Here is a 20577-nt window from a genome sequence, read left to right as displayed (position 1 = left end):
AAAAAGTTGTTTTTTGATTTCGGATTAAGCCCATGTGGGTAAAGACCGCTTATTAGTAGAATTTTCAACATTATTACCCACATCTTTTTTTAGAGCTTAACTCCTATCAATAACATTAAATTAACCTGTTTTTTAAAAAAAGTTACCCACAGTGCAAAAATGTACACCATTTTAAAAATGAACCTGTTGAAATGATAACGAGAAAAAAATATAGAAAATTTGCTTTCACATCATGAAAATGAATATATTAAGAGTTTTGAAAATAATAATAAGGAGGATAAAATAAATGAAAAGAACTTATCAACCGCATAATCGTAAAAGAGTTAACAAACACGGATTTCGGGCCAGAATGAAATCTCAGGCAGGACGCGCTGTTTTATCCAGAAGAAGAAAAAAAGGTAGAAAAAGATTAACCGTAAGTGATGAATTTATCCCGTCGGCATAATATCGTATCCATTCGCCAGACGAATGAGATAAAAGAGGTTTTAGACAACAGTAAAAAAGTTTATCACAAATACGGGATAATATTTTTAAATAAAAGCAAAGACGTTCGTGAAAAATTGCGAGCGGCTGTTCTGGTTAAAAAGAATTGCGGTTCTGCTGTACGCAGAAATTACATCAAGAGGATTGGCCGAAATTTTATCGTGCGGAATATCACTCTGTTTAAAAAGTACAACAGAGTGATATTTTTATTTTTATCAAAAGAGCCATTTAAATATAGAGATTTAGAAAAAGAATTAGCCAATAAGTTATGAAATGAAGTACATATTTTTACTTTTAATACAATTTTACCGTAAATTCATTTCTCCTTTAAAGCCGCCGACCTGTCGATTTTATCCAACCTGTTCTACCTATTCTTACGAATCGATTAAAAAACACGGCGCGCTTAAAGGGGGATGGTATTCCATTGTACGAATTAGCAAATGTCATCCATGGCACCCGGGTGGTTTTGACCCAGTTAAATGAAGTTTGAAAGGTAGATTTAAGATGGGATTGGATAGAAACTCAATAATAGCTTTAGTATTAATTGCTATCATAATAATTTTAATGCCCTATTATGAAAAGATGGTATTACCACCGCCACCAACATCTCCTGTGCAAAGTACGGTTGATTCCACCGCTGAAAAAAGTGTTCCCCAAACAACACCTGTTTATGAACAAAGAGAAACCTTTGACGCCAGGGAAACAGAATCGCAACAGGAAGACAATTTATTTAAGACGGCAAGTAGTCAATTTAATGTGGAAGTTGAACAGGACGACTCCGAGCGCATATTTACCATTGACAACGGAAACTTCGAAGTGCATTTATCCAATAAAGGCGGCGGCAGTTTAAAAGCCTTTTATTTAAAAAAATATTTAAAATATGATTCAACTTACGTCAATTTTATCGATTCTCATTTAAATAACAACATGGTTTTTACTTTTGTTGACCGCAATGGAAACATTATTAATACCGGTAATTTTCTCTTTAAAAGTGAAGGGAATATCTCTAAAAAGAAATTGAATAAGGGTGAAAAATTCCAGCTCACTTTTTATATCATTTACAAAGGTCAAAGAATTAGCAAATCGTTGACCTTTTACGGCGGTAGTTATCATTTTGATGTGAATATTCGATTTGAAAATCCTGATGAACTCCTTTTGAATAATGAATATCAGATTGGCTGGGATAATGGTTTGCCTTTAACAGAGCCCAATTTGCATGATGATAATAGTTATTATCAGGCTTACGTTTATATGGCTGAAGAACTGGAAAATTATAAAATTGACGATGTTGGCGAAAAAAAGCCTTTGAATTTAACCGGTTCTGCTGATTGGCTGGCCATTAGAACCAAATATTTTCTCATGTCCATTTTAAATGAAAATAAAGAAAATATTATTGACGGCGTTTATCTGGGCGGAGAAGGGGAGAAATTTGATGATTTTGTTCATGGCAAATATGATGTAGGCTTTAACGTTCGCTATAACAATAAAGCCGATAACATTTTTAGATACTATTTTGGCCCCCTGGATTATAAAATTTTAAAAAGCTACAAAAGAGATCTTGATATTTTAGTTTTGAACAACGGCTGGTATGAGCGTACATTTCGTTTTTTCAGTTTGTTGATTTTACCAATTCTTGAATTTTTGTATAAATTTATTCCCAATTATGGTCTGGTGATCATCGTTTTTTCCATACTCATCAAAATTCTTCTCTATCCGCTGACCAAAAAAAGCTATCAATCGATGAAAGAGATGCAGCGCATCCAGCCGATAATGAATGAACTGCGCAAAAAGTACAAAGATGATCCTCAGCGTTTAAACAAAGAAATGATGAAGTTGTACAAAGAACATGGCGTTAATCCCATGGGCGGCTGCTTACCCATGCTTTTACAAATGCCGCTGCTCTTTGCGCTTTTTATTGTATTCCGATCCACCATCCAGCTGAGAGGCGCGCCCTTTATTCCAGGCTGGATCAATGATCTGTCGCGTTCTGAAGGATTGTGGCATTTACCCTTTTCATTACCATTTTACGGCAACGAATTCAATCTGTTACCTATATTGATGGCCATTACCATGATTTTTCAAACTAAAATGACCACGCAGGATCCGAAGCAAAAGGCCATGATTTATATTATGCCCATTTTTATGCTGATGATTTTTAACACACTGCCGTCGGGTCTTAATCTGTATTACACCATGTTCAACCTGTTGACCATCATTCAACAGTTGTACATTAATCGTGGTTCAAAGGAAAACGAAGAAGTTGCCGTTGCCGTTGCAGCTACTACAAAAAAAGGAAAATCACCCAAAAAGTCCAAGAAATGAATGAAGATTATTTAAGCAAGGACACTATCATCGCTCCTATTTCAGGATTGAGCGGTGGTAGTGTTCATTTAATTCGAATAAGCGGAACTAAAGCCGTCGAAATTACCAGTCGATTCTTTTCCAACAGCCGTTTTTCGCGGGCTGAAAAGAATCGTTTTTTTTATGGACAGTTAGTCAACGAACAGAACGAACCACTTGACGATGTAATTGTTTTGCTTTACCGGAAACCACACTCTTACACGGGCGAAGATGTTGTGGAAATTAGCTGTCATGGCAACATATTGATTACGGAACAGATTATAGAGCTTTATCTCAGGCAGGGATGCCGACTTGCACAGCCAGGTGAATTTACCAAACGCGCTTTTATGAATGGCAGAATCGACCTGGTGCAGGCCGAGTCCATTGCTTCCCTCATTTCCGCACGCTCTGAAAAGGCATTAAAAAATGCCATTCAACAATTGGAAGGTAAATTTTCGTTAGAAATCAAAGAGATCAAACAGGATTTAATCCAATCCATTTCTTTATTGGAACTTAATCTTGATTTTGCCGAAGAAGACATCGAGGTGATCGAAGATCAGCAAGTCCTAAAACTGATTGATAAAATAATGAACAAAATCGAAAGGTATCTTAATAGTTACCAGCAGGGAAAGCTGCTGTTAAACGGCGTACAGGTGTTGATTACCGGCAAGCCCAATGTGGGCAAATCGAGCCTGATGAACGCTCTGTTAGAAAAAGATCGCGTTCTCGTTTCCGACATACCCGGCACTACGCGAGACTTTGTGCACGACGAAATTTATCTGGAAAATGTTCTGGTAAAATTCATTGATACGGCAGGCATCAGAATTTCCGATGATAAACTGGAAAAAGAAGGAATAAAACGCGCTGAAAAATTATTTTCCGATGTGGATTTGATTTTATTTTTGTTTGACGCCTCACAACCGCTGGACGATGAAGATTTTTACCTGATTAAAAAATTAAAGGATTTTAAAGAAAAAGTAATATTTGTAGGTAATAAAATTGATCTTAATTTTTTAGAAGAAAATAAGCAGTATTTAGGGGAACGTCCGTTGTTGAAAATTTCTGCCAAGAATCGGACCAATATAGAATCCATAAAAAACCAGATAAAAAAGATCATTCAAAAAACGGACACACAGCAAGTCATTATCAGCAACGAACGTCAATACGGCTTGCTAAAAAAGGCAAGAGAAGAATTGAAAAGAGCTAAAAATACCCTGACGCAAAAAACAGGACATGAATTTGTGGCCATGGAATTAAGAGAGGTGGTTGATCTTCTTTCAGAAATTACAGGAGAAATCACAAACGAAGATATTTTAAACAACATCTTCGCCAATTTTTGCATCGGTAAATAAAATGTTTCACGTGAAACGATTGATGAATCATTATGAATAAATTTGATGTGGTAGTCGTTGGCGGCGGCCACGCCGGAATAGAAGCCGCTGTTGTCACGGCAAAAATGGGTTTAAAAACAGCGCTGGTTACCCTGGAAAAAAATAAAATTGGTTTAATGTCCTGTAATCCAGCCATCGGAGGGTTGGCCAAAGGGCAGCTGGCGCGTGAGATAGATGCGCTGGGCGGGGTGATGGGCAGAATTGCCGACATTGCCGGCATTCATTTTAAGTTATTGAATACCTCTAAGGGGCCAGCCGTTCAATCGCCGCGCGCTCAGACAGACCGGCTTTATTACTCTAAGGTAGCTCAAATGTTTGTCGAGCGCACAAAAAATCTTCAAATAATCGAAGATATGGTCGTTGCAATCAATGTTAACAAACATGCGATAGAATCGGTTGTTTTAAAGAGCGGCGCTGTGTTAAAAACAAAAGCGGCCATCTTAACATCGGGAACGTTTTTAAACGGCGTCATTTATATCGGCCTTTCCAGGTTACGGGCAGGCAGAGCAGGGGAGTTGCCCGTTGAAGGATTAACAGAAAACCTGGTTGCTCTGGGCTTTGAGGCCGGCCGTTTAAAAACCGGCACCCCGCCGCGTGTGCACCGCGATTCTATTAATTACGATGTGCTGGAGGTGCAAAGGCCTGATGAAATACCGGTCCCTTTTTCCTTTGCAACGGAAAAAATAACGCAACCGCAAATCAATTGCTATATTACGTACACCAATCAAAAAACGCATGAAATACTGGCCACTGGATTCAATCGATCTCCTTTATTTACCGGAATGATATCCGGCGCAGGTCCGCGCTATTGCCCATCCATTGAAGATAAGATTTACCGCTTTTCAGAAAAACCGCGCCATCAGATATTCCTTGAGCTCGAAGGGTACCACGCTAAAGAGGTGTACGTCAATGGTTTTTCAACCAGTTTGCCTGCGGATGTTCAGGAAAGGGCAATTAGAACCATTCCGGGTCTGGAGAGCGTGAAAATTTTGAGATTGGGATACGCCGTGGAGTATGATTTTTTTCCGCCGCATCAATTGAAGCACACGCTGGAAACTAAAGCGATAAGTAATTTGTATTTTGCCGGACAGATTAACGGCACCTCAGGATATGAAGAAGCGGCTGCTCAGGGCATTATGGCCGGAATTAATGCTGCGCTTAAAATAAAAGAAAAAGAACCGTTTATTTTAAGCCGCTCCGAAGCATATATAGGCGTATTAATAGATGACTTAATCAATAAAATACACACTGAGCCTTATCGAATGTTCACCTCCAGCGCTGAATTCAGATTGCTGTTAAGACACGACAACGCCGACTTAAGATTAATGGAATATGGCAGAAGCTTCGGCCTGATCGAAGATAGGGTGTATGAGAAATTTTTGAGAAAGAAGAAACACATCGAAGAAATTCAGCATCTGGTTAGCACGACGGTGGTGCCCTTAGAGGATTTCAATAAAATTTATCATAATAGATCGACGCCGCTGCAGCGCAGCACAAAAACAGTGGTGTTGTTAAAGCGTCCTGAGGTGAAACTCAAAGAAATATTGCCTTTATTAACCGATCAGAACTTTTTAACCGACGCAATCAACGAAGTGGAGTACAATATTAAGTACGAGGGGTATCTGCAGCGTCAAAAACGATTGATAGAAAAGCTAAAAGAGTTAGAAGATCAGCGCCTGCCAGAAGATCTCGATTATCAAAAAATAAGCGCGCTGTCTGCTGAATCCAGGGAGAAATTATCAAAGATAAAACCCGAAAATCTGGGTCAGGCCGCCAGGATTTCAGGTGTGAAGCCGGCGGACATCTCGGTGTTATTAATCTATTTAACTAAACAAAAATATATTTGATGTTTCACGTGGAACAAAACATAAATCTTTTAAAAGAATACCTACAACGCCTGGATATTCATATTGATAGGGTTCAGGTTGAGCGGTTGCTGGCTTATGCGCAATTGATTAAAGAGTGGAATCGCAAGGTGCATCTGATCTCAAAAAACGATGTGGAGCGTGTCGTTGAACGCCATATTATCCCTTCTTTGTTTTTTGAAAAGTATTTGAGTCGGTTCTCTGAACATGGAGTTTTGCGGATTCTGGATGTTGGAACGGGCGCAGGGTTGCCAGGAATTGTGCTGGCGATTGTCGAACCACAGTGGAAGTTGGTTTTGCTGGATTCATCCAGAAAAAAAACGCTTTTTCTTCGACGGGTCTGTGCGGAATTGGAGGTTGATGCGCATGTGGTTTGTGAACGCTATGAAAAGTTTGTGGAAGGAGCGAGAGATGAATTTGATTGGATTGTTGCCAGGGCGGTAGCTCCATTGGGAGAATTAATTACGCTGGTGCGTCCTCATCTTGAAAGAGGAGTCAGATTGTTGACCATTAAAGGTCTTGATTTTATGGATGAGTTGGACGGGACTTTGTTGAAAGAATTTCGTCTTAGTGCATGGAGGTTTGATAAAGATTTAATGATAGAAGATTATCTGAAAAATAAATGTCTGGTAAAAGTGGAGAAGCTTTATGGATGAAAAAAAACTTTTTGAGGAACTTTCTGGTCTGGTTACAGAAAGTAGAAATCCGAATTCAATGGAAATTGATATGATGGATACTCTGGATGCCGTTCGGGTATTTAATGAAGAGGATAAAAAAGTAGCCTATGCCGTGGAAAAAGAACTGCCTTATATTGCACAGGCTGTTGAAATTGTAACGGAGGCCTTTAAAAATGGCGGAAGATTGTGTTATTTTGGAGCTGGAACATCGGGACGTCTGGGTGTGCTGGATGCGGTCGAATGTCCGCCAACTTTTGGCGTTGATCCGGGAATGGTTGTTGGCAGAATTGCCGGCGGATACAAGGCTTTAACCATTGCAGTGGAAGGGTATGAAGATCACGAGGAGTACGGCGCTCAGGATGTAGCCGAATTAAATGTGACAGAAAAAGATGTGGTGTGTGGAATTGCGGCAAGCAGACGCACGCCTTATGTGGTTGGGGCGATTAAAGAGGCGCGTAAACGCGGCGCTAAAACCATTGTTGTTGTTTGTAATCCCAGAAAAGATTTGCAGTATGATGTGGATGTGGCTATTTGTCCGGTGCCTGGTCCGGAAGTGATTATGGGATCAACACGTTTAAAGGCCGGAACGGCAACGAAAATGATATTGAATATGATTACCAGCGTTTCGATGATCAAGCTGGGTAAGGTTTACGAAAACATGATGATCGATCTTCAGCAAAATAATAAAAAACTGGTCGAACGCTCAAAAAGAATCATCATGATGGCCGCGAACGTTGATTATGACAGGGCCAGCGAATGTTTGAAGATTGCCAAGGGACACGTAAAAACAGCCATTTTTATCGCCAAGACCAACGAAAGCGTGGAGGTTGCCAAAAAATACATCGATCAAAATCAGGGTTTTTTGAAAAGAGCGCTTTTGGCCTGGGAAAAGGAACAAGCGAAATAACAGTCAGCAGAAAAAGGTTCATGTATTAAATGCTTTATATTAAAAAATTTTTTTTCTAATTTCTTTTTGCAATAGAAGAGGGAGTTTGTTTTTTATTAGAGGGCTTTAGTTGTTTCTAACATTGAAGAATCCTGTTTTGTTTGTGGATTCAATGTAAAAACCGATCCTTTTTGAATAAACCTGGTGCGAATCTAAAAAACGAGTGATTACCTTTTAGGAAAAAGTCGTGCCGGGAAGAAGAAATAATTTGGGGCATTTAAGGCATGAACCTTATTTTAACGTTAGTCTTTTTGGTGGCCCTGGCCGTCGTAGGAAAATATTTTTTCCAAAAAATTCCGCTAAACAATCTCTTCTCTAACTTTTTAAATTATTCTGGATTTTACTATCTATTAATGGGCGTTTTATTTGGCCCGTTTTTTCTGAATATTTTCACAGAAGACGTGAATAAGCATTCTCATTATGTTTTTAGCCTGGTGTTGGGCTGGACGGGCTTTTTAGTCGGTCTCCAGCTTAATTTTAAGCAAATGAATCGATTTCAGAGATCTTATTACTTTAACTCAATATTTTACTTTTTGCTTCATATCTTATTTGTAGGCTCGCTGCTGTTGTTGATTAATTGCTTGAAAATTATAAACTTATCGGTGTTAGAGTTAATATTATTGTCAGTGGTGGGAAGCATAACTTCCACGATTACCATCGCCCTTCTGGCCAAGACTAAAAAGCTCAGCACGCAAGAGAGCCATTTTCTGGAATTTTTAGCGGCCTTTGACAATGTTCTCGGAATTATTGTCCTGGGATTCTTATTCATGGTGTTTAATATTTTAGAAAGCGGCTGGCAAAAATCTCTGGTGATTTTGGGTAGCGCATACCTGGTGGTTGTCTTTCTTGCTTTTGTTTACAAATTACTGGCCAAAGAACTAAAAAGTTTTGAAACGCAAATTCTGGTAATTCTGGCATTAATTTTAATAGTGGTTTCCAGCTCTAAAATATTACAAAACAGCATATTATTTCTGTCGGTTTTGTTGGGGTTAATTATTTCAAACTTTAAAGATATCAATGTAAAAAAGCTTTATCTTTATGTACAGGAGTGGGAAAAACCTTTAAATTTTATTTTATTGTTTTTTATAGGCATTGTTTTGCAGTTGCAAGATATCTATTATTTAGCCATTACCTTTTTTATTGTTGTGGTCATTGCAAATGTGTTAACGGAGAGAATCGTATTCAGAAATTTTACCCATTCTTTTGGCTTTCAAACTTTTGGCCTAAGCTCCGTTTCACTGGCCATTACCCTGGATGCATATCTGTCCGGAGCGAGAATAGAGTTGTTGACCATAGTCGTGCTCATTTATTTTTTAACAAATATTTTGTCTATTTACCATATTAAACGTAGCGGAATCGTAGCAGAATGAAGAAGTTTTTCATATTTAGCGTTTTGATCTTGTTTTCGTACTACTTTAAAAGCTTTTTTTCTGTTACTGAAGTTTTTGTTAAAACTGAGGGCTTATTTGTTCTGGGCGTGATCCTGTTGGGCTCCTTTTTGTTGGCGGGGATTCTTAAAAAAATAAAATTTCCTGGTATAATCGGATACATGATTGCGGGCGTGTTGATTGGCCCGGAGATGTTAAATATTCTTACCTATAAAAATCTTTCCGATTTACATTTTCTTGAAAATCTGGCAATTGCCTTTATTGCGATTTCGGCTGGAGGAGAATTAAAACTAAGCAAAATAAAATCGAATCTTACTTTGATTAACCTGATGCTTTTTAACCAAATATTTGTATTGTTTGTGGGGCTTTTAATCGTATTAATCCCTTTAACTAAAATTTTGTTAGGTTCTGTAATTCAAAACACACAAATTCTAATTGGTTTTTCCATTCTCTTTTCCATTACGGCGCTGGCAAAGTCCCCGGCAATTATCATGGGAATCATTACGGAGGTTAAGGCAAAAGGCAGAATAACCGATTTGGTTTTAGCCATAACGGTTCTCAAATCCATAATAGTCGTAATGATTTTTCCCCTGGCCATTACTTATGCTAAAACCTATTTAATTGATGGATTTATTTTTACGCTGGATCAAATTTATCAATCTGGCACAATAATCTTCAGTTCCATTTTGCTTGGACTCGCTGTGGGTTTGATTATCATTTTATTTTTAAAATTTGTTAATGTAGAAAAAGCGTTGTTTTTGTTGATAATTGGAATATTAATAACTGAATTATCACATATGTTTGAACTTGAAATTTTAATTTGTGCAATGGTTGCCGGAATAGTTGTAGAAAATTTTTCAAGTAAAGGAGAAGAGTTATTAAGCGGAATCAATAAAATCTCTTTACCTTTATATATAACTTTTTTTACATTTGCCGGCGCAAGCATCCACTTAGAAAGCATCAAAAAGGCCTTTTTCATAACCATGGCGCTCATCGTATTAAGATTATTTTTCCTTTATTTGAGTAATTACCTGGCCGGTAAGTGGTTAAAAGAAGATGATCTGGTTACCAAATATTCCTGGATGGGATTTGTAGGACAGGCTGGAATCGCTGTAGGGCTGGCCAATATCATCGAGCGTTCAATCCCAGGAGAGATAGGTAGTCTTTTAATTTCGATTTTAATTGCCACGGTGGTAATTAATGAATTTTTGGGCCCAATTTTCTTTAAATATTTATTGACCAGAGCTAAAGAGGTAAATGCTTAAAAATCAGGAAGAAACAGTATAGTTAAAAAGCAAGAAAAATTTTTTTACAGAAAATAACAGGAACGAGAAGTAATTTTAAATGCAACAAAGAATGAATTAAAACAAACCATGTTGTTGTTAATTATGGAATTTAATAGTGTTCTGCAAAATGTAAATTTTAGTGTCATTTCGAGGAGCGTAGCGACGAGAAATCTTCTGTTTTTGCTGAAGTTAGAAGATTTCCAATCCTGATGAATCGGGATTTCAAATGGCCTGTATGTGCATTTTGCAAAACTCTAAATGGAATTTAAAACTATGAAGGGCTTGACGTTTTTTAAGAAATCTTAACAAATTTACTTACGTTCGATCTAAGAAGCGTGATTTGTCATTTCGAACGGGTAGAGAAATCCAATAGAACCGATAAAAACAATCCATTTTTCAAAGGGTTTTTTCCATGTAATAGAAAAAAGAATTTTTTTAGAGTGAACACTTTCTGTCTTTTCTTAAAAAAGCTAAATAAAAAGAAAAAAAATTAAAAGAAAAAGCGCCGGATGGAAAATAATTTTTGATTAAAAACATAAAAATGATTAAATTTAGCAAAATAAATAAGTTATATTCATTTTCCGGGATTCCAAGAGTGTTGGGGGAACGATGAAACAGTTTAAATTATTGTATTTAGCGAGTGAACTATCTCCATTTGCTGTGGCCGGCGGACTGGCGGATGTTACCAGTGCCTTGCCCAAGGCGTTAAAAAACTTGAACCAGGAAGTTCGCCTGATGATACCCAAGTATAAATCGATAAACGAGCGTAAGTACGTTTTACGCGAAGTAATTCGCCTGAGGGAGATTCCGGTAACGGTCGGATCGCAAACCGCCATCGCATCGGTAAAATCTGCTTTTTTGCCTGATAGTAAAGTGCAGGTTTACTTTATTGAAGTGGGCGATTTTTTTGCCAGGCCAGGCATTTACAACGATCCTAAAACCAACCAACCGTATCCGGATAATGCCATTCGTTATGCCTTTTTTTGTAAAGCGGCTATTGAGACGCTAAAAAAATTATCCTGGCAACCAGAAATCATTCATTGTAATGACTGGCAGACAGCATTTGTGCCGGTCTATTTAAAAACACTGTACATGGGAGACCCGTTTTTTAAAGGAATAAAAACCATTTACACCATTCATAATTTGACCACACAGGGAGAATTTGACGTAGAGGTGGCCGAAAAAATCGATTTCGATAAAAGCCAGGTGAAAAAAGGCGGCATGTTTTATAAGGACGGCAAATTGAATTTAACCAAAGCGGCTATTCTCTTTTCCGATTTTATTACAACGGTTTCGGAAAATTATGCGCACGAAATTTTAACGGACGATAAAATTGGTTTTGGCTTTCGCGAAATACTGGAAGAAAAAGAAGATAAATTTGAAGGTATTATGAATGGCGTCGATTACGCAGTTTGGTCGCCGGAAAAAGACAAGTACATCCCCTTCAAATATTCCAAAGAAGAAATCGAGAAGAAAATTGAAAACAAAAAAGCAATGTTGTTGCGTTTAGGAATGCCTTTTAATGAAGATGTTCCGGTCATAGGGATGATATCTAAATTAACGGAACTGAAAGGGTTCGATCTTCTGTTAGAGGTGCTCGACGACTTGTTAAAAGAAGATTTGCAATTGGTGATTCATGGAGACGGTGAACGCGACATCGCAGAAACGCTATTATCTTATGCAAAGAAATTTCCGAAAAAAATAAGCGTAAGCGTTACTTACGATGAAAAAATGGCGCATTTGATAGAAGCTGGTTCTGACATGTTTTTAATGCCGTCAAAATATGAGCCTTGCGGGTTAAATCAGATTTACAGTATGCGTTACGGCACCATCCCTATCGTATCGCCCATCGGTGGACTGTTTGACTCGGTAGATGATATTGACGAAGAATCGGGCTTAGGTACGGGGTTTGTGATGGAGGATTTGACCGCGGAAAGTTTGCTCAAAGCCATCAAACGCGCTCTGGCCTATTTTAAAAACAAAGAAAAATGGGTTGAAATCCAGAAAAGAATCATGGAAGAAGATTTTTCGTGGGATATCTCCGCAAAAAGATATCTGGATATTTACGAAAGAGTGATGACGGGAGATGAAATATAGAATTATTATTTAATAAAGTATCGACGATTTTGTTTCAAATTTCCTTCAATGTAATCTTAAACAATAATTATTGTGGTAATTAATGAGCGCTCAATGGATAAAACTGTCTTTTTAGATCGGGATGGAACAATAATAGAGGAGATGGGTTACATAAATCACTTTAGCCGTATCAGGCCTTTGCCAGAGGCGGTTGAGGCCATAAAGTTGTTCAAAAAAGCGGGCTTTAAAGTGGTCGTTGTAACCAATCAGGCGGGTGTTGCAAGAGGGTATTTTTCTGAAGAAGAATTAGTTCAAATGAATAAATACATGTTAAAAGAATTTGAAAAAAAAGGCGCAAAAATCGATGCACTTTTTTATTGCCCGCATCACCCGGAGGGTAAGGTTGAAAAATATCGTCTTAAATGTAATTGCCGGAAGCCGAATACCGGCATGATCGACAAGGCGGTAGAAGAGCTTGGAGTTAGTTTGAAAGAGGCCTGGGTCATCGGAGATCGTTCTTCTGATATAGCGCTGGCCAAAAATTCAGGCATACGGGGCGTGTTGGTCTTATCAGGTTATGGAACAGGAGATTATGTTCAATCAAGAGGCGGATTTTTGAGCAAACCGTATGCGATTTTTAACGATGTGCTTCAGGCGGCACAAACGATTATTAATTGCTATCAGTAAAAATTGTTAAATTGACAGTTGTTTGATGAATATTTATATTTGCATGTTTTAAAAGAAATGAAGACGGAAAATGAAAAAGATTGTAAGTTTAATTCTACTCGGAATGGTGATAGTTGCCTGTCAGAATTTGAATCCAATTGATCCTCCAGAGGAGTTAGAAGCGCTGGATCGGCTGGGGACGTTTATCGATACAACTTTTTACGCAGACACGGCTTATTTTCAACTGGATAAATTTGTAAATACAGAAAACTCAACGGTTTTGAGTGTCGGTAGTTTTCAGGGCTTTCAGGCGTCTATTTTTATGCGTTTTACAAGAATGCCAATCGATTCGGGCGCAACCTACGACTCCGTTTACGTGATCCTTTATCATCGCCACGCATTTCCAGAAGGCGGCAACGACCTGACGTTGATGGTTAGTGAATTAACGGAAGAATGGCCTGATTCTGTTAACAGTTTTCCGGAGTTTCACAATTATCAACCAGGCTCAGCCTTTTACACCTTTCATCTGACTAACGATGACACAGGCCTGGTTGTCATTCCGATCGATGTCGAGGTTTTTAACCGATGGGTTGAAGCCGGCGAAGATAATTTCGGATTAATTATTAAAGCGCAATATGATGACAATGGTTTTATAAAAGAGTTCCATAATTTCTATTCGGAGGATCCTGAGAACTGGCCCAAGCTGGTTTACAGGACCGTATTAGATACAACCATTGAGCATGATACCACGAACATAGGTATTGCATCTACCGTTTTTGATTACGACTTTGAAAATCCGCAAAACATATTTGAAATGGCCAGAGCAAAAAAAGAACTTTTGCTTGCTTCCGGAATTGCCAGCCGCGTGATCGTTAAATTCGATGCATTAAAAAGCATACCGGTCAACAGTTTGATTTATAAGGCCGATATGCAGTTTGAATTAAACGACGAAGATTTTTTTGATCCCGGCTTTACCAATCGATTAAATAATGATGAACATGCCCACTCTTATTATTTGAGGTGGATTACCTCTATTTCAGAAGATGGGTCTCAAATTCTTGTTGATTCCAGTTTTGCAAATAGCAGTTACTATTCTTACACGCTTTATAAGGACGACAACATTATTCATTTTTTTAATGAAGACGATCAGGTACGATTTGGCAAGGGCTATTTGCAGGGATATTTAAATGGAACCTATGATTCGGTCTGGTTTTATTTACAGTTTGTGAATGAATATCAGGACCTTGCCATTCGCAGGATAAGAACTTTGGAAGAGAACGGGATTCGGTTACGCGTTTATTATTATCATGTACAAAATGAAGGTTTTTAAATGTTGAAAAGAGTGGTTTTAATTTATTCCCTGATAATCGGCAGCATTTTTTCTTTAAAGGCGGGGGAAAGTATTTTTGGAATTAATGATTATTCCCTTGGCCTATTGCATCCTTTTTATTCCAATTCTGGCATTGGACGGGCTTATGAAATCGCTAACCAGGACTCGTTGCGGCTGAACTTTATGAACTTTGCGACCTGGCCGGGCATAAGCAATCCCACCTATGGACTTTCGCTGGGCTACACAGGCGCTTTTGCCAGAGATGAAATAAAATCCGATTATTTTAATGATTACATGAATTTTCAAGGTGGATATCTGGGCATTCCAATAATCAAGAAGAAACTGGTGGTTGGTCTGGGCCTTCAACCCTTTTCAAACCTTGAACAAAGTTTTAAGGTGGAGGATGAAGGCGTTCAAAAACATTTATTGATAAAAGGGGGCTTAAGCAAAGGAACGTTAAATGTATCTTATGCTTTTAATAGATATTTAAGCGTCGCCCTTGGTTATGAGTACAATTTCGGAAGAATTGATCGATCCTATATTTTTGAGTTAAGTGAGAGCCTGAATCCATTATATTTTGAGTATCAATACTGGTATTATGGTCATGGAATGGAGATTAGCGGATTTTCCAATCCCTTGAAAAATTTATATGTTGGCATGATTTTTCGTCCGGCATTTACATTGACATCCAGAATCAAGCCCAACACGGGTTCTACCATTATTAATCGCAGCAAAATAAAAAAACTGGAGATACCGGCTTATTACGGATTTGGGGTAAAATATGATTTTAATCGCCGCACTTCGGTAGGGCTGGACTTTATTTATCAGGACTGGGAAAATGGATATAAGGTTGAAGGCGTGACCCCAGAAAACTTATTTGCTAAATATCAACGGGTTGGCTTTGGGCTGGAAAGAAGACAGAGCCATAAACTGTTTACCAATTTTTTTGAGAAGATGGATTATCGAGCCGGTATGTTCTACGGGCAGCAAAATATGATTAGCGCAGGAGAGAATGTTAAGGAATATGGCTTAACATTGGGACTTTCAATGCCTATCACAAGATTTAAATCGCGAATCGATTTTTCTTTTTTAATCGGCAAAAGAGGTTCGTTGGATAAAAACCAATATGAAGAGACGTTTATTAAATTTGGAATAACGATAAATGCCAGCGAAATTTGGTTTGTAAAGTTTGAAGATTAGCAAATGCTCATGGAGGTAAATGTTATGAGAGCAATTAATAATTTAATGCGATTAGTTTTACCATTGATTTTAATAATGGGGTTTGCATTTAATGGCTATGCACAGGATCTGTTGTTAGAAGAGGAGGAACAGCCGCAGGAAGAAAATAATTGTATTCCAGAAAACTTAACAACTCCCTGGGATAGCCTTGCCAATAAACCGCTCAATCAGGATATTCGTCTGGTTTATAACTTTGGATATGAATATTTTAAGAACCAGTCTTATAAAGAGGCTTTGCCCTACCTGTGGAAGGTTTATTTACACGATAGTTCTAAATATGCCAGAGCCGCTGTACGAAAAATTGCAGATATTTATTATCTGCGTGGGAATGTTGACAGCACGCTGATCATTTGCTATCGTGGCTTACAACAATTCCCGGATATGATTCGCTTGCATTACTATGCTGGCGCTCTGCAAAACCGTCTTGGCAAATTTCGATGTGCGATTCCTCATTTCGAAAAATTGGTTGAAAGCGATTCCAATAATGTAAATTACGTGAAAACCCTGGCGTTCCTTTACTTTAAAGCAGATGACGAAAGAGCAGTAAAATACCAGGAACGCGTCACTCAATTAGAGCCCGATAATCTGGAAGAAAGCGAGCGTTATGCGCAGTACATGAATCATTTTTACGGCGAAGGCGCAGACCTGAAAATTCGAAAGGAAGCATATTTAAAGGATCCAGAAAATGTGGACCTGGCTTACAAATATGCTAAAGTGGCTGTTAACTCTGGAGCCTATGAAGATGCCATTGAGCCCATCAGCAAGGTGATTGAAAAAAAACCGACAAAAGCCGCTTATTTATTGAGAGCCGAGGCGTATGAAAGCTTAAATAAAAACTTCAAAGCGATTAATGATTATAAAGCCATTCTGAAAATGGATCCTAAAGATGTGGACATTATGTTGCGTATTTCGGTGAATTATCGACTGGAGAATGAGTTTTCAAAGGCAGAATACTGGATTAAAAAAGCGTTGGCCACCAAGCCGGGTTATGGTCTGGCCTATATTACTCTGGGTGAATTGTATGAGGCAGCCGTTCCATACTGCCAGCAACAACTAAAACGTAAAAAAACGGCTTACGAAGACAAACTGGTTTATCAAAAAGCGTACGAAGCTTACAAAAAGGCAGAAAAGGATCCGGCTTTTCGTTCTAAGGCCAGAAAAAAGCAAGAAATCATTAAGCCCTTTATCCCGACCCAGGAAGATGTGTTTATGCACAAACACGACAAAATTCATTCGCCTTGTTATCAGTGGATAATTGATTAGGAGACTTAATGTGAAGTTAGCCATTGGCGCCGATCATGCAGGTTATGTGTTAAAAGAACAGATTAAAGACTATCTTAAATCGAAAGACATCGATTTTAAAGATGTGGGCACGTTTAAAATAGAGTCCTGTGATTATCCAGAATTTGCCTATAAGGTAGGCCAGGCCGTTTCCACCGGAGAAGCGGATCTTGGCATTTTGATTTGCGGGACGGGCATAGGAATGAGTATTACGGCCAATAAAATTAAGGGAGTAAGAGCAGCTCTCGCTCATGATGAACAAACGGCCAAACTTTCCAGGCAACACAATAATGCTAATGTGTTGTGCATGGGGGGCAGGATTTTGTCCGAAGAAGAAGCCATTCAAATTGTGGAGGTGTGGCTGAATACGTCCTTTGAAGGCGGAAGACACGAAAAACGGCTTAAGCTAATAACCCAATTGACAGGTTTGTAATCCAGGGGAGAGGTCATGTTAGAACAATTAAAAAAACAGGATCCAGAAATTTTTGCCGCTATTCAAAAAGAAATGGATCGTCAGAATAATACGCTGGAATTAATTGCTTCTGAAAATTTTGTTTCCAGAGCGGTGCTGGAAGCGGCGGGTTCGGTAATGACCAACAAATATGCAGAGGGTTATCCCGGACGCCGTTATTATGGCGGTTGCGAATTTGTTGACATCGCGGAAGACGTGGCGCGCGAACGGGCTAAAAAGTTGTTCGATTGCGAATACGCCAATGTCCAGCCGCACTCCGGATCTCAGGCTAATATGGCGGTTTATTTTACCTACCTTAAGCCAGGGGATACCGTATTGGGTATGAATCTGGCTCATGGCGGTCATTTAACCCATGGTTCACCCGTTAATTTTTCCGGTAAGTTGTTTAATTTTGTGGCCTACGGCGTTAACAAAGAAACGGGAAGAATTGACATGGATGAGGTGGCCAGTCTGGCCAGAGAGCACAAACCCAAAATGATTGTGGTTGGCGCCAGCGCTTATTCCCGTTTTTACGAATTTGATAAATTCCGTGAAATTGCCAACGAAGTGGGCGCTGTTTTATTTGCAGATGTGGCGCATCCTGCGGGCCTGATCGCCGCGGGCATTCATCCCAGCCCCATTCCATACTGCGATGTGGTCACCACGACCACCCATAAGACCTTGCGTGGGCCGCGCGGCGGAATGATATTAATGGGCAAAGATTCCGAAAACAAAATGGGCATTGTGGCGCCCAAATCCGGCCGCGTAAAAATGATGTCCGAAATTATTGACAGCAATGTAATGCCGGGTATTCAGGGCGGACCGTTGATGCATATTATTGCCGCCAAAGCGGTTGCTTTTGGCGAGGCGCTAAAGCCAGAATTTAAAGATTATGCCAAACAGATCGTTAAAAATGCCCAAACTCTGGCCAATGCGCTTATTGAAAAAGGATACGATATCGTTTCCGGCGGTACGGATAATCATGTTTTTCTGGTGGACCTGACGGCTAAAAACATCACGGGCAAGGCCGCAGAAAACGCCTTGCATGCAGCAGGCATTACGGTGAATAAAAACATGGTGCCTTTTGATACACGCAGCCCCTTTGTAACCAGCGGTATTCGCATCGGTACGCCGGCTCTGACTACCAAAGGTATGAAAGAAGACGAAATGAAGTTAATCGCTAATTTTATCGATCGCGTGCTCAGCAATATCGATGACGAATCGGTAGCCCAAAAAGTAAATGAAGAGATAAAAGAGTTAAACAAAAGTTTTCAAATTTATTCTTTATAAAAAAAAGTGAAAACTTAAAGTAATGCCCCATTCATTTTTTAAATGGGGCATTTTAATAAAAAGATGATAAAAAAAACGAAAATCGAAGAAGTTGAGATGCCGTTCCTCGATCATTTAGAGGAACTTAGATGGAGGATTATTAAATCCTTAATTGCGGTTGTTATTTTCGCAATTATCAGTTTTATTTTCTCCGATTATATTCTGGATTTTTTGTTGCTCACAACTAAAAACTTAGAGCACCATATCGAATTACAGGTTTTAAAGGTACAGACCGTCTTTATCATTAAACTCGAACTGGCATTGATTGCAGGTATCATTTTCAGTTTGCCGGTCATCTTTTACCAGATCTGGGCCTTTATTGCGCCGGGACTGTTAGAAAGTGAGCGTAAGTATGTTGTGCCGGTCATAACCTTTGCGACCATCAGTTTTATTATTGGCGCTTCCTTTGCCTTTTTTGTGATTATTCCCTTTGCATTAGATTTCTTTTTGAGTTTAGTGCCAGAGAACGTGAAAAACAATATTGCGCTCGATTTTTATTTCGGCTTTGTGGCGCGAATTGTGTTGGTGTTTGGCATTGTGTTTGAACTGCCGGTTGTCAGTCTTTTGCTTACCAAACTTGGTTTATTGACCCCGCAAATTTTAAGAAAATACAGAAGATACGCTATTGTTATCATTTTTGTTCTGGGGGCAATTTTAACCCCGCCTGATCCAACAACCCAGTTGTTTTTAGCCATCCCCTTATTGGTTTTGTATGAAATCACGATCTGGATTAGTTATTTCTTTGCCAAAAAACCTGAAAAAGAATAATGGGCTTAGTATTGCTAAAAACGAAATATATTATTAACTTAATTCTTTTTAAATAATGATTTTAATGTGGATAACAGAAACAGAATGGATTCATTAAGAAAAATACAAAAGGCCGTTGAACCAGAATTAAAAGAATTTGACAGGGTTTTTAAAGAAATCCTATCATCAAATGTTTTTTTAATCGACACAATTGCCAAATATATTGTCAAGAATAAAGGCAAGGGCATACGGCCTCTGCTGGTTTTAATGTCGGCCAAGCTGATCGGTAAGCCGGTGCATGAAACCTACCTGGTCGCCTCAGTTGTGGAGCTTTTGCACACGGCTTCATTGGTGCACGACGATGTGGTAGACAGCGCCCATGTCAGGCGGGGTTTCCCTTCCATTAATGCTTTGTGGAAAAATAAAATTGCGGTGTTAATGGGCGACTACCTGTTGTCTAAATGTTTAATAGGGGCAACGATGACCGGTAGTCTGGAAGTGATGAATAAATTGGCGCTGGCCTCTAAAAGCCTGAGTAAGGGCGAATTAATGCAAATTGAAAAAGCTCGCCAGCTTAAAATTACAGAAGACGAATACTTTGACATTATTTCCAATAAAACTGCTGCGTTAATGGGAACCGCTTCGGAGTTGGGAGCGATTACGGTCTCCCAAAATAAAGAGGATCATGAAAATTTAAAAAATTTTGGTCAGAACCTGGGTATTGCCTTTCAGATCAAAGATGATTTACTGGACTACTACGGTCACCAAAAGATTCTGGGTAAACCGGTGGGGAATGATTTTAAAGATAAAAAAATTACCCTGCCGTTGATTCACGCCTTTAATAAAGCCACACGTAAAGAAATTACACGCATAAAACGCAAATTGAAAAAAGGCGTTTCGCCAAAGGATGTGGAATACATCCTGGACTTTGTGGCCAGCTACGATGGAATTTCTTATGCCGAACAAAAATTAACGGAATATGCAAACAAAGCCAAGCAGTGTATTGCCGCCTATCCGGACGGAGAAGTTAAAACTGCCATGGAACGCTTTGTGGATTTTACGATTAATCGCGCAAAATGAGA

19 protein-coding genes are annotated in these 20577 nt (G+C 38.9%); all 19 read left to right on the top strand.

Annotation, left to right across the window (positions count from 1 at the left end; translation table 11 throughout):
* Nucleotides 1-286: 286 nt before the first annotated feature.
* The 19 genes from rpmH (at nucleotide 287) to Cabys_RS19510 (ending at nucleotide 20575) form a co-directional block, all read left to right on the top strand.
* Nucleotides 287-445 (top strand): 50S ribosomal protein L34, encoded by a 159-nt coding sequence (gene rpmH / locus Cabys_RS19600; RefSeq protein WP_006927609.1) that lies wholly within the window; start codon nucleotides 287-289, stop codon nucleotides 443-445.
* Nucleotides 423-755: a ribonuclease P protein component gene (locus Cabys_RS19595; RefSeq protein ID WP_006927610.1), complete on the top strand. Its 333-nt coding sequence runs from the start codon at nucleotides 423-425 to the stop codon at nucleotides 753-755. Before rpmH ends, Cabys_RS19595 begins: the two co-directional genes overlap by 23 nt.
* Nucleotide 756: 1 nt before the next feature.
* Nucleotides 757-966, top strand: a complete 210-nt coding sequence (gene yidD, locus Cabys_RS19590; RefSeq protein ID WP_006927611.1) for a membrane protein insertion efficiency factor YidD — start codon at nucleotides 757-759, stop codon at nucleotides 964-966.
* 21 nt (nucleotides 967-987) lie between these two features.
* On the top strand, nucleotides 988-2805 hold the full coding sequence (gene yidC, locus Cabys_RS19585; RefSeq protein WP_006927612.1) for a membrane protein insertase YidC: 1818 nt from the start codon (nucleotides 988-990) through the stop codon (nucleotides 2803-2805).
* Nucleotides 2802-4175 carry a tRNA uridine-5-carboxymethylaminomethyl(34) synthesis GTPase MnmE gene (gene mnmE, locus Cabys_RS19580; protein ID WP_006927613.1) on the top strand — a complete coding sequence of 458 codons (1374 nt, stop codon included), beginning with the start codon at nucleotides 2802-2804 and terminating at the stop codon, nucleotides 4173-4175. Before yidC ends, mnmE begins: the two co-directional genes overlap by 4 nt.
* Nucleotides 4176-4207: 32 nt before the next feature.
* Nucleotides 4208-6061, top strand: a complete 1854-nt coding sequence (gene mnmG / locus Cabys_RS19575; protein WP_006927614.1) for a tRNA uridine-5-carboxymethylaminomethyl(34) synthesis enzyme MnmG — start codon at nucleotides 4208-4210, stop codon at nucleotides 6059-6061.
* Nucleotides 6061-6735, top strand: a complete 675-nt coding sequence (gene rsmG, locus Cabys_RS19570) for a 16S rRNA (guanine(527)-N(7))-methyltransferase RsmG (protein WP_006927615.1) — start codon at nucleotides 6061-6063, stop codon at nucleotides 6733-6735. Before mnmG ends, rsmG begins: the two co-directional genes overlap by 1 nt.
* Nucleotides 6728-7663 carry an N-acetylmuramic acid 6-phosphate etherase gene (murQ, locus tag Cabys_RS19565; protein ID WP_006927616.1) on the top strand — a complete coding sequence of 312 codons (936 nt, stop codon included), beginning with the start codon at nucleotides 6728-6730 and terminating at the stop codon, nucleotides 7661-7663. Before rsmG ends, murQ begins: the two co-directional genes overlap by 8 nt.
* Nucleotides 7664-7926: 263 nt before the next feature.
* Nucleotides 7927-9072 (top strand): cation:proton antiporter domain-containing protein, encoded by a 1146-nt coding sequence (locus Cabys_RS19560; RefSeq protein WP_006927617.1) that lies wholly within the window; start codon nucleotides 7927-7929, stop codon nucleotides 9070-9072.
* The gene (locus Cabys_RS19555) at nucleotides 9069-10355 is read left to right on the top strand and encodes a cation:proton antiporter (protein WP_006927618.1); all 1287 of its coding nucleotides are present in this window, start codon (nucleotides 9069-9071) and stop codon (nucleotides 10353-10355) included. Before Cabys_RS19560 ends, Cabys_RS19555 begins: the two co-directional genes overlap by 4 nt.
* 630 nt (nucleotides 10356-10985) lie before the next feature.
* Nucleotides 10986-12473: a glycogen synthase GlgA gene (glgA, locus tag Cabys_RS19550; protein WP_006927619.1), complete on the top strand. Its 1488-nt coding sequence runs from the start codon at nucleotides 10986-10988 to the stop codon at nucleotides 12471-12473.
* Between the two features lie 93 nt (nucleotides 12474-12566).
* Entirely contained in the window at nucleotides 12567-13139 is a 573-nt protein-coding gene (locus tag Cabys_RS19545; RefSeq protein ID WP_006927620.1) for a D-glycero-alpha-D-manno-heptose-1,7-bisphosphate 7-phosphatase, read from the top strand.
* A 70-nt stretch (nucleotides 13140-13209) separates the two neighbouring features.
* Nucleotides 13210-14448, top strand: coding sequence for a hypothetical protein (locus tag Cabys_RS19540; RefSeq protein WP_006927621.1), 1239 nt, complete (start codon nucleotides 13210-13212; stop codon nucleotides 14446-14448).
* Nucleotides 14449-15648 carry a hypothetical protein gene (locus Cabys_RS19535; protein ID WP_006927622.1) on the top strand — a complete coding sequence of 400 codons (1200 nt, stop codon included), beginning with the start codon at nucleotides 14449-14451 and terminating at the stop codon, nucleotides 15646-15648.
* Nucleotides 15649-15723: 75 nt separating this feature from the next.
* Complete coding sequence (locus Cabys_RS19530; RefSeq protein WP_169313621.1) at nucleotides 15724-16950, top strand: tetratricopeptide repeat protein; 1227 nt, start codon at nucleotides 15724-15726, stop codon at nucleotides 16948-16950.
* A gap of 10 nt (nucleotides 16951-16960) precedes the next feature.
* Nucleotides 16961-17401 carry a ribose 5-phosphate isomerase B gene (gene rpiB / locus Cabys_RS19525; protein WP_006927624.1) on the top strand — a complete coding sequence of 147 codons (441 nt, stop codon included), beginning with the start codon at nucleotides 16961-16963 and terminating at the stop codon, nucleotides 17399-17401.
* Between the two features lie 15 nt (nucleotides 17402-17416).
* Nucleotides 17417-18709 carry a serine hydroxymethyltransferase gene (gene glyA, locus Cabys_RS19520; RefSeq protein WP_006927625.1) on the top strand — a complete coding sequence of 431 codons (1293 nt, stop codon included), beginning with the start codon at nucleotides 17417-17419 and terminating at the stop codon, nucleotides 18707-18709.
* A gap of 42 nt (nucleotides 18710-18751) precedes the next feature.
* Entirely contained in the window at nucleotides 18752-19516 is a 765-nt protein-coding gene (tatC, locus tag Cabys_RS19515) for a twin-arginine translocase subunit TatC (RefSeq protein ID WP_006927626.1), read from the top strand.
* An 84-nt stretch (nucleotides 19517-19600) separates the two neighbouring features.
* Nucleotides 19601-20575 (top strand): polyprenyl synthetase family protein, encoded by a 975-nt coding sequence (locus Cabys_RS19510; RefSeq protein WP_006927627.1) that lies wholly within the window; start codon nucleotides 19601-19603, stop codon nucleotides 20573-20575.
* Nucleotides 20576-20577: the final 2 nt, after the last annotated feature.

Origin of the sequence: Caldithrix abyssi DSM 13497, assembly GCF_001886815.1 — a bacterium.
GTDB classification, from domain to species: Bacteria; Calditrichota; Calditrichia; order Calditrichales; family Calditrichaceae; genus Caldithrix; species Caldithrix abyssi.
This window is presented reverse-complemented; position numbering and strand designations above follow the sequence as displayed.

What these genes read in the sequence shown, in the direction of transcription:
- Cabys_RS19530 (WP_169313621.1), top strand. Translation starts at nt 15,724, where the DNA reads ATGGGGTTTGCATTTAATGGCTATGCACAGGATCTGTTGTTAGAAGAG.
- yidD (WP_006927611.1), top strand. Translation starts at nt 757, where the DNA reads ATGAAGTACATATTTTTACTTTTAATACAATTTTACCGTAAATTCATT.
- yidC (WP_006927612.1), top strand. Translation starts at nt 988, where the DNA reads ATGGGATTGGATAGAAACTCAATAATAGCTTTAGTATTAATTGCTATC.
- murQ (WP_006927616.1), top strand. Translation starts at nt 6,728, where the DNA reads ATGGATGAAAAAAAACTTTTTGAGGAACTTTCTGGTCTGGTTACAGAA.
- Cabys_RS19535 (WP_006927622.1), top strand. Translation starts at nt 14,449, where the DNA reads ATGTTGAAAAGAGTGGTTTTAATTTATTCCCTGATAATCGGCAGCATT.
- mnmG (WP_006927614.1), top strand. Translation starts at nt 4,208, where the DNA reads ATGAATAAATTTGATGTGGTAGTCGTTGGCGGCGGCCACGCCGGAATA.
- Cabys_RS19560 (WP_006927617.1), top strand. Translation starts at nt 7,927, where the DNA reads ATGAACCTTATTTTAACGTTAGTCTTTTTGGTGGCCCTGGCCGTCGTA.
- Cabys_RS19510 (WP_006927627.1), top strand. Translation starts at nt 19,601, where the DNA reads ATGGATTCATTAAGAAAAATACAAAAGGCCGTTGAACCAGAATTAAAA.
- rsmG (WP_006927615.1), top strand. Translation starts at nt 6,061, where the DNA reads ATGTTTCACGTGGAACAAAACATAAATCTTTTAAAAGAATACCTACAA.
- Cabys_RS19540 (WP_006927621.1), top strand. Translation starts at nt 13,210, where the DNA reads ATGAAAAAGATTGTAAGTTTAATTCTACTCGGAATGGTGATAGTTGCC.
- glyA (WP_006927625.1), top strand. Translation starts at nt 17,417, where the DNA reads ATGTTAGAACAATTAAAAAAACAGGATCCAGAAATTTTTGCCGCTATT.
- Cabys_RS19595 (WP_006927610.1), top strand. Translation starts at nt 423, where the DNA reads ATGAATTTATCCCGTCGGCATAATATCGTATCCATTCGCCAGACGAAT.
- glgA (WP_006927619.1), top strand. Translation starts at nt 10,986, where the DNA reads ATGAAACAGTTTAAATTATTGTATTTAGCGAGTGAACTATCTCCATTT.
- mnmE (WP_006927613.1), top strand. Translation starts at nt 2,802, where the DNA reads ATGAATGAAGATTATTTAAGCAAGGACACTATCATCGCTCCTATTTCA.
- rpmH (WP_006927609.1), top strand. Translation starts at nt 287, where the DNA reads ATGAAAAGAACTTATCAACCGCATAATCGTAAAAGAGTTAACAAACAC.
- Cabys_RS19555 (WP_006927618.1), top strand. Translation starts at nt 9,069, where the DNA reads ATGAAGAAGTTTTTCATATTTAGCGTTTTGATCTTGTTTTCGTACTAC.
- Cabys_RS19545 (WP_006927620.1), top strand. Translation starts at nt 12,567, where the DNA reads ATGGATAAAACTGTCTTTTTAGATCGGGATGGAACAATAATAGAGGAG.
- tatC (WP_006927626.1), top strand. Translation starts at nt 18,752, where the DNA reads ATGGGGCATTTTAATAAAAAGATGATAAAAAAAACGAAAATCGAAGAA.